Source organism: Orbaceae bacterium lpD04 (genome assembly GCA_036251935.1).
GTDB classification, from domain to species: Bacteria; Pseudomonadota; Gammaproteobacteria; order Enterobacterales; family Orbaceae; genus Orbus; species Orbus wheelerorum.
Genome location: CP133967.1, coordinates 749,124 through 760,867 on the forward strand (window position 1 = coordinate 749,124; position 11,744 = coordinate 760,867).

Below are 11,744 nucleotides of genomic sequence, written 5' to 3' on the forward strand. Positions count from 1 at the left end.
ATGCAATTGTTCAAAAAATCGAAACTTAAAGATAAATTAGCCGCAAAAAATAGCGGCTTTCGTCATGTCTTAGTTGAAGCTCCCGACTTTGATAATGCTAAATTTATGGTATTTGAACCACCACTTAAGGACTGGATGGCTTATGTATCAGTTGTTAAGTTATGCAGTGAGGATAATGAAACAACTGAAGATATCAAGGCTAAAAAATTAATTGAGGCAGAAGCAAAGCTATTTATCAGATGTGTTCGCGATGAAAATGGCGATCCTATTTTTGGTGAATCAGAATTAAGTGAGCTTATTAATGTTTTTGGCAATAACCATTCAAGAATTTTAGAGAAAGGACTTGAGCTTTTAACGTTAAAACAAAACCCGTTAGAGGTTGCAGAAAAAAAGTAGCAAGCGATTATTTTTTAAAGTTTAGGTTAAAGCTGGCGCTAAGACTAGGAAAATCATTGTATGAGTTAGACTTAATGCCAGCTAGTGAGCTTTATTTATGGCTTGCTTATGATCAGATTAGTCCCATTGGTGATGAACGTGGTGACATTCATTCCGCACAAGTCGCGTCAGCAGTACTGCAAAGCCAAGGCGCAAAAATCACATTAAACGATATGTTATTGCAGTGGAAGCAAACCGAAAAAGACGAAAACCAAGAAGCTCATGACTTCTTCAAATCAATTCAAAAGGTGCAAAAAAATGGCAGATAGATCGGTTAGGATTAAGTTGCTTGCTGATACGTCAAGTTACCGCTCAGAAATGGAGCGAGCATCCAGGCTTGGTAATGATTACTATAAATCAGCACAAAATAGCTCACAGCGCTTAACTGCATACCTTAATCAAAATACTACTGCCTTTGCTGGCTTAAACAAAAACATCCAAGTTGCGACAAATGCATTAAAAGGCTTTGCTGGTGCATTTATTGGTGGTTTTGCTATTAATGGCGTTGTTGATATGGCTGATAGTTATGGGCAAATGGCACAGCGTATTCGCAACTCGCTACAGTCTGTTGAGGGCGATATATCTAACTATCAGACAGTACAAAGTCGTTTACTTGAAACAAGTATTAGGAATGCTAAAGATTTAGCTGATTCGCAAGAGTTATATATTCGTAGTGCTGAATCGATGAAAACTCTAGGCTATAACACTGAGCAGACGCTCGATTTTGTTGAGTCATTATCAAGTGCATTTACGTCAAATGCGACGGCATCAGATAAGGTTAAATCAAGTATTGATGCGATTAACAAAGCGTTTGTAAGTGGTAAAGTGAGTGCACAAGAGTGGCAAACATTATCAGCAGCGATGCCTAATTTAGCTGGGCAAATTGCCAATTCGTTAGGTAAGGAGCGAGACGAAATTGTTAAGCTTGGTAATGCTGGAAAGTTATCAATAACTCAATTAACAAACGGAACAATAAAGTCAAAAGATGCTTTTAATGCGCTTGCTGATAGCATGGACAATACAATTAAAGACGGATTTGTTCAATTATCAAATGTGTTTCAAAGTTGGATAGGTGAGGCAAACCAAACAAATAGAGTAACCGCAACTATTACGTCAGGCATGACCTATTTAGCTAAAAATTTTGACTTAGTTGTTAATTCAGGCACTGCATTAATCGCATTATCGTTAGCTCGATATTTTGGTAACTTAACAACCGGTATTATTACATCCACTGCCGCAAGTGCTAAACAAGCTATTGAAACAAGAAATGTAGCGATAGCGCAAAAAGAAGCGTTAACAGTTAATCTGGCTAATATTCAAGCGGAAAAGCAATTTGTTATTACCACTCAGGCATCGTTAGCTGCACAACTCAAACTTGCTCAAACAGAACAAGCTAGAAATACTATTAGATTGCAAATGAAGGCTAACTCAGCCCAAATTATCGCATTAGATAAAGCTGAAACAACATCAAAATTAAGCTTGGCCTCAGCAACAACACAAGCCAGTCTTGCATCAGCGGCACTAAATAAAGCTCAAGGATTATTAAAGTCTGGATTGGGTTTAATCGGTGGACCTATGGGCGCAGCTATGCTTGCTGGTGGTGCTTTGTATTACTTTATGCAAAAAGCCGAAGATGCTAAAAGTAGAGCTTTAGGGCTTGGTGAGGAAGTCGATAAACTAGCAGGAAGTTTTGATGGATTAACTGATTCTCAGCTTGAGCTAAAAAGGCTTGAGTTATTAGATGAATCAAAAAATCTTCAAGAACAAATAGGATTTCAGACCCAGTGGGTAGATAAATTATCCAAAGAATATGATAACTTAATTGATCGTTATAGTTCTTGGTACTCAAAATGGACTACATCAGAAGACTCTATCAATGGAAAGCGAAAGGATCAATTAAAGGCTACCGAAGTACTAAACAAATTACTTAAAAATCAAGAAAAAACTAAGAAAGCGATTCAAGAGATCGATGACAGAAGGTCTGGTAAAATATTACCAAAACAAGAAAAAAGTAGTGATAGATCTACACCAGCAGATACTAATTTATATGATGATCAAAAGAAAAAATTAGATGGCTTAATCCTAAGCACTAAGCTATTAACTGAATATGACAAAATTCATCATGAGATTGTTAACGGTAGTTTAAAAGAGCTTGATCCAGCTCAAAAGAAAACACTTGAAAACTTAGCTAAAGAAATCGATTTAACTAAAAAGCGTGAGGAGTTAAAAAAATCAATTAAGTCTTTAGGTACACCTCTTGAAAAAGAAAACGCCCAATATGATGCAAGTCGCAAGTTGATTAAAGAGTCTTTAACTACTGGGGTTATTGATCATCAAAAAGCTAATGAAAAACTTGAACAGCTTGAAGCTGATCATCAAATAAAAATGGCTCAGATTAAATCTAATCAAGCTGTTTCTGATATTGATAACGCTGTCGCTTTAGTTGATCCCGTTCAAGCGCTAGAAAATGAGAATGCTAAAAAATTAGCACTTATTCAAGAATTTCAGCAACAGGGGTGGCTGGCGGAGCAACAAGCTTTAGCATTAAAAGAAGCTGCAAATCAAGAGTTTGAGCAAAATAGGATCGCCGCTCAATGGGAGATATGGCGAAATCAAAGTGAAGCTAATGAGTTCTTAGCCGCATCATTGGAGGGACTAGCAAGTAGCGCTACAAGTACAATATCTGGTTTGATGTCTGGCACAATGAATGCAACAGAAGCAATGCAGAACTTTGCTAACGTTATTCTTAATCAAGCAATCGGTTCACTTGTGCAAATGGGATTACAGCAGTTACAAAACATGATATCGGCGCAAACTACATCAGCAACGGTTACTGCTGCCCAGATTGCAGAGGCTAGCACATTGGCTGCTGCATATGCACCGGCAGCAATGCAAGCATCTATCGCATCATATGGAGCAGCTGCCACAGTAGGTGCTGCGAGCTATACTACAGCAATGGGTGTAATGAAAGCTACATCATTAGTTGGTATGGCTCACGATGGGATAGACAATATTCCTCAAGAGGGGACCTGGTTACTTCAAAAAGGTGAGCGAGTATTAAGTCCAAATCAAAACAAGGATTTTAGTAACTTATTATCTAATGGTGGCTCAAGCTCAGCTCAAGTTATTATTAACAATTACGGTAACGATGATATTGATGTAAGGAAGATGGATGATCGAACCATAATTGATATAGCGGCTAAAAAAGGTGCCGAAATGGGGTATCAAAAGGTTAATGAAAGCATATCAAGCCATACAGGTGGAACATGGAGTGCGTTAACGCAAAATACGAATACTAAAGCTAAACTTTAACATTTACATGAAAGTGGTAGAATACTGCTACTTTAAATGTATTAAGGTAATGACATGAAAAAATTACTAGGTTTTTTATTTATTATTATTTTTTTATCTGGTTGTACATATACCGCAACAAGTGAAACTGGATCGTCTATCGACCAAGATAAAGTATTATTGATACAAAAAGGCAAAACAACTGAACAACAGATTAAAGCGATGTTTGGTGAACCTATGACAAAGATAGTAATCAATGACACTGATACAAAATGGATATATCAACATATAGTTAGCACAGCATCATCTCAAATGTATACAGGTAAAACATCTCAAGCATTAAGTAATGACATATTAGATATATTGTTCAGAAATGGAGTGGTTGTCAATTTTAGTAATACAAATTCAACATCAAGTCCAACAATGAACGTGAGATCTAGTTGGTAAAATAGAAACTATCTGTACCAGAATAAACTAGTCTAAACCCAATTTAAACAAACCCCTTAATTGGGGTTTTTTATTGCCTAAAATCGGAGAAAATATGGCAGAGATAAATTATCCATTATCCATCCGAACAGTATTACTATCTGGTTATAGTCGAAATCAATCTGCTAGTTTTTCGACTACCGAAGTGAGATCGGGTGCATTATATAAAAAGAAAGTCGCTGAGCATCAACCAACGATTATGTCTGCTTCTTTTAAGTTCACTAGTGACGAGGCGATGATCTTTCAAAGTTGGTTTAGAAATAAAATTAAAATGGGATTTTTACCATTTAATTTAAATCTATGTACAGAGTGGGGGAAAGTTGAGTATGAATGTCAATTTTTACCAGATTCATTATTGCCCGTCAGTCGCGACCAGGTTATTTGGGTTTATTCCGCTAAAATACTGATTAAAAATTACGGTCCTCCTGCTTATGTTCCTGATGATATTAGTGACTTCCCTGAATATATTCTAGAATCAAATAGACGTTTACTCGATATCATCGTCAACACCCAATTAAATAAGGTGTCATCATTATGATTACGAAAGAGCAACGAGAGTTTTTCGCAACTAAAAACCCAGCGAGAGAGTTTGAAACGATTATCATTGAGCATGTTGATTTTACTCAGCCAGTGAGACTTGTTTTTAATCAGTTTGTTCCCTATATGTTCGGCGGTAATGAGTATATTCCCGTCTCAGGCAAAATTACAAAGCCCGATCAGGGTAATGAGCCAAATCCAAATATTACGCTTCAATTCTCACGCATACACGTCGGTGACAAGCTAAATGAATACATCAAAGCGGTTAAGAACTGGCAAGAGCCGTTTTCCGTATCCTTTGAGCAATATAGTGAATTAGATATGAATGTGGCCGCAATTGCTTACCGTAATCTTAATATTCTTAAAAATGGTATTCGTATGAATCGCAATAACGTGACGATATCATGTGGCTATGACAATCCAATGACGAAAGGCGGCGTTGAATGCTACCGAATCGAGGTGTTTCCGTGGTTACAAAGACTATGACAACTGAAGAGTTTATCAATAAAACAGTGGGCCTACCTTGGGTTAATCGTGCTTGTTCTTTTGACAGCGTCGATTGTTGGGGCTTGGTTATTCTGTATTACGAGTATGTGCTCGGCGTTAAGCTTGCTGATATTCACGGTTACAGAGATAAGCAATGCACTATTGAAACCGAGGCTATACCCGAATCAAAGCGCAACTGGAGACCCTGTAACAAATTGGATAACGCCGTATTTATTGCCTATTCTTATGGTGCGCCTTGCCACGTTGGCGTTGTTGTCGGTAATTATGCGCTACATGCAAAAGGCAATGAGCAAATTGGCGGTCAAGTACAATATAACCGACTTGATGCCTTAGAGCGAACTTATCAAAAGATGGAGTATTATGAGTACATTAATCTATTATCATGACCCAAAAAACATACTAGGTTATCAAAAATATATTCTCGACACGTCATTAACTATTCAGCAAAATTTAATCACTATTTTTCCAGACGGCATATCTGCAAACAACCACAAAATTTATCTCAACAACCAAGAAATTAACCCGATTGAGTTTGATTTAAATATTGCACTTTGTGAGTTTGATTTAATTAAAGTGGTTAGACAGCAACAAGGGTGGGAGATTGTTATTGCCGCGGTTGTCGCCGTTGTTGCTGCTGTTCTTGCTGTCGTTTTAATGCCTAAAGCGTCCATTCCTAATAGTATTGATGACCAAAAAGACAGTTCAAACAATAAATTACAAGGGCAAACGAATCGAGCACGAGTTTATCAAGCAATTCCCGATATTTACGGCTGCGTTCGTGTTTATCCGGATTTATTAAAGCCTGCCAATTCAGAGTATATTGATAACGTTAAATATCTTGAGCATTTTATGTGCATTGGAATTGGGCAATACTCATTAGACCAGTTTAAATATGATGAAACGCTGCTAAATAAAATCGCAGGGACTAAGTATAAAGTCTATGAACCTTACGCGATTATCCCTGAGATTCGATATGCTTATGCGAGTGATGAAGTCGACGGGCAAGAGCTAGTGCCACCCAATTTATCCGACGGTATTATCTTTAGCGATGATTATGCCGATATTGTTGATTACTCAGCTCAAAATGGCGTTACTACATTGACGCTGCAAGTTGGTACAGATGTTGGCTACTTATCGGTTCAAGCACTCCCGATACAGTTAAACTATTATGTTAATGCTAATGTGACCAGTTATAACAAAGGCAATACCATTAATACCAATACTAACATTATGTATCGAGGTAATTTAGTTTCAGTTATAAAAAATGAGCTAGGACAGCCCGTATTAACGATTAATAACGTTGTATTCGTTAAATACATGACTTCATTCAGCGGGTCAGTAACCAATACGACTATTACTAAAAATGCGCTTAGTGTTGAGCAAACGGGCGATGTGTATACCGAAACCTTTATTTTGCCAGAGCAAGGAACGGAAATATGGATTGACGTTAGTTTTTCGCGTGGCTTGAAAGGCTATGCACAAACCCGATTTATTTATTGGGCGGTTGATGAGCTCGGTAATGAGATTGCCGGTACGAGAGAACATTACGACTGGGATTTACGCGCAGATACTTATGAGCCACAGTTTAGGACAATTAAACTAAAACCAAAGCGAGGCTATGGGCATTACGCGATTAAATGCGGTCGAATAAACAATGGTAAAAGTGACTTAACAGACCAGATTAAAATCGAAAATATTTATATCGTCGGGTATAACTATAACTTTCAGATGCCTAATGTTACCTCGGTTTTTATTACAACAAAAGCAACAACGCAGGCCACATCGTTAAAAGAGCTTAAATTTAATGTTGAGGCGACGCGTAAAACGACGACATATAGAAATAATGTGATTAATAAAAGCCTAACAGCGACGCGTTCATTTGCTGATGCAGTATTACATTCGTATGTCGAAATATTTAATCGTGATGCAAGCGAACTTGATTTAGATGATTTATATGTAATCGACGCTAAACTTGCGATAGAAAAACCTGAGTTACGTTACTTTGACTTTAGTTTTGATGATGCTGATATCTCACTGGGTGAACGAATACAGACTATTTGCAATGCGGCTAGAGTGATGACGTACAACGATGGCATTAAATGGCGCTTTGTGCGTGATGAGAAAAAATCGATTGTATCAGCCATGTTCTCAAGTGCGAATCTGATTAGTAGCAGCGATGGCGGTACAATTCAATATAATCCCTCACAATCAGAAAGCTATGACGGCGTTGAAGTTGAATATATTCATGCAAGTAAAGATGATAGGGCAAATGGAACGGATAAAAAAGCCTATATCAGACTTAGAATTGTGAACGGTCACGTTGTTGAACAAGATGCGAACAACCCTTACAAAATCCAACTAGCCGGGTGTCGCAATAAAACCCAAGCAATGAACAGGGCGCAAATGGAAGCAAGGCGAATACTCTATCAACGATTAACCATTGAAGATGAAGCGCTTTATAGTGACGTTGCATTAATTAATAAAGGTGACCGCGTGAGATGGTCAGATACTTACGATGAAGCGGTGGTGAGTGGTGAAATTGTCGGTATTAACGAGCACCAGTTTACAGTGAATCAAACGCTAGAACTTGATAAGTCGAAAGTTTACCGAGTAACTATCACTAATAAACAAGGTTATCCAAGTGAGTGGCTTGATGTCACAAGCTTTGATTCTTCATCATTTACCGCTAATTTTAATGAGGCTTTTATTGCTGATGGTGTCGATATTCAATGCGGCTCAACATTTTTAATTACTGAGCAGAAAACAGGGGAAATAAACGATTTTATCTTAACTGAAAAACAATACAACGATGAAAGTTTTAAAATAACACTCTCACAATATGACGAACGAATCTATGAATATGACGCCGCTAATTAGCGGTTTTTTTATATCTAAAAGGTGAAAAATGGCAGAGCGACAAAACACAGGTAATGCAATACCGTCAAATGCGGTAAGAGATTTTAACGACAATACGATAATTGTTGATGAATGGACAAATAGTCAACAAGACAATACGGCCGATAGATTTGGTAATCCAATTCCTACACGCGCTAAGCTAACGAGTGAGCTAACGCAAGTTATCGCAGAGGCGACCGCTGCAAAAAATGAAACTGAAAAAGCTGCTGAGCATATACTCAGCATTACACAAGGGCCACCTGGTAAAGATGGCAAAGATGGCAAAGATGGTAAGGATGGAAAAGATGGAAACGAAGTTCTTCTTAGCTCGTCGGTATCAAGCAATTCAGAAACAACCGCGGCAACATCAAAAGCCGTTAAGACTACTTATGATTTAGCAAACACATCATCAACAGCAGTAAAAACATTAAATGATAAGGTTTCTCCGTTGTACTCAAATATAAGTGTTGACTCAAATAACGCAGGAGGTGCGCTATATTTATATGCCCCAAATAGCGGAGGTCGTTATTCATTTCAAGTTAAAGCGGATGGTTACAGTGGCGTTTGGGATAATGCGCGAGGGATATGGCTTTATGCTTTTGATGCGAACGGTTATATGTCATTTGGTACGCCGCCATCATCGGGTATAGGTGTGGGGCAGTCTTATCAAGATGTGTCAAGCAGCAGGTTTTGTAAAGTTACCTATACCAACACGACAGGAAAGCCTATAGCATTACTAATACAAACCAGAGTGCTAAATATATTTTTAACTATTGGAAATTGTCGTTTTACTTTACCGAAAGAAGGGGTTTTATCAACTTTTATTGTGCCAACTGGCGGCACATATTATGCGACATCTGATAATCCAAAATGGGCAGGCAGCGCGAACTGCTTATGGGTAGAGATAAGGTAAATTTAAAAGGTAGATATTATGCAATATTTTAAAGATAAATTAGGCAATATATGGGCTTTTGACGATGATGTTGATGTAGCTATTTTGCGCCCAGATTTAATAGAAATGTCAGATGTAGAGATAAACGCAATGCTATCTGTATCTGATGAACAAATTGCTGTTCCGCAAGCTTTAAGCCGTTTTCAAGCGTTAACGGTATTAAAACTTACAAAGTTAGAAAATGGCAACACGCTTTATCAAGCAACTGATGAATACATTAACTCATTATCTGATGACACTGTAGAAAATATCACAGCAAAAACCGCTTGGGAGACTGCGCAGGAATTTAGGCGTGATTCTAACTTAATTCAATTAGCAGAAAAGATATTTAGTCTATCTAATGAACAAGTTGATGAAATGTTTATTCAAGGTGCAAAAATAACAGCATAGGTGATTTATAATGATTTGTAATCAAAATGAAGCTATTAGGCTTGAACCGATTTTTGGTGAATATAATTATATTCTACTTGAGCCGCTAAACTATAATGTTAACAATGAAGTTATCACCGTACCGAGTGGATTTATTACAGATGGCAATACATTGCCACGCTTTCTTTGGTCAATATATCCACCTCTAAATAAAGCACTTAGAGCCGCCATCTTGCATGATTATATGTATGATAATGCAATAATGACAAAAGCCATTGCGGATGATGCGTATAAAAAAGTATGTAGGGAGTGCGGAGTAAATAAGCGCATGATGTATATTGCGCTTTTTTTTATTCATTTTTTTGGTAAGGGAACGTATTAATTAACGGCGACATAAGTCGCCATTTTTACTCTTCAATAAGTTTGCCAGCAACCGCTACAATAGGTTTTTAAGTGTTTTCCATTCATGATTGAATTTTAATTGAAGATATTTAGAGAAAAAATACATTTTCATTCTACCAAAAAAAGAATTTTCATTTTGTTTTACTCGATTAATGTTACTAATTAAATCATCTTTATCGAAAGATATACAAAATGAAGTGACGGTATTATAGTAACAGACTGGAGCTACATAATTAAATAAAGCATACTCGACAGATTCGATAGGGAATAATTTTGCTACTGAAGCAATATAATCGTAGTCGATTTGATCAGCAGCGAAAAGGTCAGAAAGAGCAACATAAAGTTCTTCTTTGCTTAAAATATTTCCCATTTAGTAAATTCCTCTATTTCATCATCAAGACTGTCAGCTACAGCGGAGCCAACTATTCCGCCACCTATACTACCAACTAAAACAACAGCAAGAGCACAGAAAGGTGCGCCAGGTCCACATAGTGGAACTACAGCAAATCCAGCAAGCCAACCACCAGCGACTGCGCCCCCAATTTGTATACCTTGTTTTACTGCTTCTTTAGGCTTGTTTTCAGCATTTAGTATCTCATAAGTGGCAAGAGATGCAGTCACCAAAACCCCCACTTTGCCTAAAATTTTTAATCTTTTATTTTGTGTAGTAAATTTAGGGTGATCACGTCCAGCAGATTCGATTATCTCGTAATGTGCCACACTTCTTTGCTCTGGCGAAAGGTCTTTAAAATTTAAATTAAATTTTTTTTGAGAATATTTATCTAATAAATTATCTAAGGATTTAGGTTTTAGCTTATGTTGTTCTGCTCTAGCTAATCCATAGGCTGATGTAAACTTTCGATGTTCTGCCATTATTTGGTTTCTCATTTCATAACAAAATTCGGCAGCTTCTTTTACTGATATTTTTCTTGTATTAACTAATCCTTTTATTTCAGCAATCATTCTTTTTATATTACTTTGATAACTTTGTCTTACATTTGCATCACTAATGGCGTCTATAGAGAACTTCATGGCTGTGCCATTTAGCGCATCCACTGCTGTGTCTAATATCTGATTGTCCTCATTAATCAAATGCTCATTTTCTATAGAGAATTGCCCTGGTACATCTATATATAATAATAACATGACTTCTAACCTATTATTTTATTTAGTAATGTTTCAGTTATACTTGTTTTGACGTTGTCATTTTCTAAGCTTTTAAAGTTTTCGATTTTTATTGTTGCGCTATCACATTCAGAATTTATAGGTAACCTAGCTTCATTATTTTTATTAAAAATTCCTTTCAATAATTCACCATTACTAAGAGTGACAACAAAGTTTAAGCCAGAATAATCCCTATTTAACGGTAGTTTGAATCCAATCCATTTATCTAATATTACGTCGTTAAGTGTTTTGCTATTTTTTACTAGTGATGAGTTTGGTTGTTTTGTTGCATTCGCCATGCTGGGACTAGCTTGTTCACTAACAAACATGCTACTTTGGGTTGCAATAATCTTATGACTTCCAACGGGGGTACATTTACATGCAATAATACAGCCATTATAGGCAGCCGGTTTCCCATCGATAATAAAATCGCGTGCACCTTGGATAATTTTACCTGTACTTTTACATTTAGGGCAATATGCTAAATCACCTAATAAGGCAACGCCACTTGTGCCATCAAATGCAGTACCTGACGCACTAATCACTTTGCCACCAGTCGTGGTTGTATCATTAATTACAGCTATTCTTTTTGGCATTTATTGAACTCCCTATACTTTATTATTATTGGGGTAGTAATAGTGCATCTAAAATATTAGAAAAGTGAATTTTAAACATTAATGTAACACAGAAGCTTAATATATCAAAC

Annotated in this window: 14 protein-coding genes; 11 read left to right on the plus strand and 3 right to left on the minus strand. The window is 36.9% G+C overall.

Annotated features, from left to right (window positions below):
* From RHO14_03405 to RHO14_03455, 11 genes are all read left to right on the plus strand, one after another.
* Positions 1-396 (plus strand): phage tail assembly chaperone, encoded by a 396-nt coding sequence (locus RHO14_03405; protein ID WVD71851.1) that lies wholly within the window; start codon positions 1-3, stop codon positions 394-396.
* Positions 397-452: 56 nt separating this feature from the next.
* Complete coding sequence (locus RHO14_03410; protein WVD71852.1) at positions 453-704, plus strand: DUF4035 domain-containing protein; 252 nt, start codon at positions 453-455, stop codon at positions 702-704.
* Positions 694-3,747: a tape measure protein gene (locus RHO14_03415; GenBank protein ID WVD71853.1), complete on the plus strand. Its 3,054-nt coding sequence runs from the start codon at positions 694-696 to the stop codon at positions 3,745-3,747. The genes RHO14_03410 and RHO14_03415 overlap by 11 nt, the downstream gene beginning before the upstream one ends.
* Positions 3,748-3,801: 54 nt before the next feature.
* The gene (locus tag RHO14_03420; GenBank protein WVD71854.1) at positions 3,802-4,173 is read left to right on the plus strand and encodes a hypothetical protein; all 372 of its coding nucleotides are present in this window, start codon (positions 3,802-3,804) and stop codon (positions 4,171-4,173) included.
* Positions 4,174-4,267: 94 nt separating this feature from the next.
* A complete protein-coding gene (locus RHO14_03425; GenBank protein WVD71855.1) occupies positions 4,268-4,750 on the plus strand; it encodes a hypothetical protein in 483 nt (160 codons plus the stop codon).
* The gene (locus RHO14_03430; GenBank protein WVD71856.1) at positions 4,747-5,235 is read left to right on the plus strand and encodes a hypothetical protein; all 489 of its coding nucleotides are present in this window, start codon (positions 4,747-4,749) and stop codon (positions 5,233-5,235) included. The genes RHO14_03425 and RHO14_03430 overlap by 4 nt, the downstream gene beginning before the upstream one ends.
* Positions 5,217-5,642, plus strand: a complete 426-nt coding sequence (locus tag RHO14_03435) for a hypothetical protein (GenBank protein WVD71857.1) — start codon at positions 5,217-5,219, stop codon at positions 5,640-5,642. Before RHO14_03430 ends, RHO14_03435 begins: the two co-directional genes overlap by 19 nt.
* Positions 5,617-8,133 (plus strand): host specificity factor TipJ family phage tail protein, encoded by a 2,517-nt coding sequence (locus RHO14_03440; GenBank protein WVD71858.1) that lies wholly within the window; start codon positions 5,617-5,619, stop codon positions 8,131-8,133. The genes RHO14_03435 and RHO14_03440 overlap by 26 nt, the downstream gene beginning before the upstream one ends.
* Positions 8,134-8,161: 28 nt before the next feature.
* Complete coding sequence (locus tag RHO14_03445) at positions 8,162-9,064, plus strand: tail fiber protein (GenBank protein ID WVD71859.1); 903 nt, start codon at positions 8,162-8,164, stop codon at positions 9,062-9,064.
* A gap of 18 nt (positions 9,065-9,082) precedes the next feature.
* On the plus strand, positions 9,083-9,493 hold the full coding sequence (locus tag RHO14_03450) for a hypothetical protein (protein WVD71860.1): 411 nt from the start codon (positions 9,083-9,085) through the stop codon (positions 9,491-9,493).
* Positions 9,494-9,503: 10 nt separating this feature from the next.
* On the plus strand, positions 9,504-9,854 hold the full coding sequence (locus tag RHO14_03455) for a DUF1353 domain-containing protein (GenBank protein ID WVD71861.1): 351 nt from the start codon (positions 9,504-9,506) through the stop codon (positions 9,852-9,854).
* Between the two features lie 54 nt (positions 9,855-9,908).
* Here RHO14_03455 and RHO14_03460 read toward each other — a convergent pair whose 3' ends face one another.
* From RHO14_03460 to RHO14_03470, 3 genes are read right to left on the minus strand one after another with little or no spacing between them, the layout of a single operon-like run.
* On the minus strand, positions 9,909-10,244 hold the full coding sequence (locus RHO14_03460; GenBank protein WVD71862.1) for a hypothetical protein: 336 nt from the start codon (positions 10,242-10,244) through the stop codon (positions 9,909-9,911).
* On the minus strand, positions 10,229-11,020 hold the full coding sequence (locus RHO14_03465; GenBank protein ID WVD71863.1) for a hypothetical protein: 792 nt from the start codon (positions 11,018-11,020) through the stop codon (positions 10,229-10,231). The genes RHO14_03460 and RHO14_03465 overlap by 16 nt, the downstream gene beginning before the upstream one ends.
* 5 nt (positions 11,021-11,025) lie before the next feature.
* Positions 11,026-11,634, minus strand: coding sequence for a PAAR domain-containing protein (locus RHO14_03470; protein ID WVD71864.1), 609 nt, complete (start codon positions 11,632-11,634; stop codon positions 11,026-11,028).
* Positions 11,635-11,744 lie beyond the last annotated feature (110 nt).

Excerpts from the sequence above, each read along its gene's own strand:
- RHO14_03415 (WVD71853.1), top strand. The coding sequence starts at position 694 with ATGGCAGATAGATCGGTTAGGATTAAGTTGCTTGCTGATACGTCAAGT.
- RHO14_03470 (WVD71864.1), bottom strand. The coding sequence starts at position 11,634 with ATGCCAAAAAGAATAGCTGTAATTAATGATACAACCACGACTGGTGGC.
- RHO14_03405 (WVD71851.1), top strand. The coding sequence starts at position 1 with ATGCAATTGTTCAAAAAATCGAAACTTAAAGATAAATTAGCCGCAAAA.
- RHO14_03420 (WVD71854.1), top strand. The coding sequence starts at position 3,802 with ATGAAAAAATTACTAGGTTTTTTATTTATTATTATTTTTTTATCTGGT.
- RHO14_03425 (WVD71855.1), top strand. The coding sequence starts at position 4,268 with ATGGCAGAGATAAATTATCCATTATCCATCCGAACAGTATTACTATCT.
- RHO14_03445 (WVD71859.1), top strand. The coding sequence starts at position 8,162 with ATGGCAGAGCGACAAAACACAGGTAATGCAATACCGTCAAATGCGGTA.
- RHO14_03460 (WVD71862.1), bottom strand. The coding sequence starts at position 10,244 with ATGGGAAATATTTTAAGCAAAGAAGAACTTTATGTTGCTCTTTCTGAC.
- RHO14_03465 (WVD71863.1), bottom strand. The coding sequence starts at position 11,020 with ATGTTATTATTATATATAGATGTACCAGGGCAATTCTCTATAGAAAAT.
- RHO14_03430 (WVD71856.1), top strand. The coding sequence starts at position 4,747 with ATGATTACGAAAGAGCAACGAGAGTTTTTCGCAACTAAAAACCCAGCG.
- RHO14_03455 (WVD71861.1), top strand. The coding sequence starts at position 9,504 with ATGATTTGTAATCAAAATGAAGCTATTAGGCTTGAACCGATTTTTGGT.
- RHO14_03440 (WVD71858.1), top strand. The coding sequence starts at position 5,617 with ATGAGTACATTAATCTATTATCATGACCCAAAAAACATACTAGGTTAT.
- RHO14_03450 (WVD71860.1), top strand. The coding sequence starts at position 9,083 with ATGCAATATTTTAAAGATAAATTAGGCAATATATGGGCTTTTGACGAT.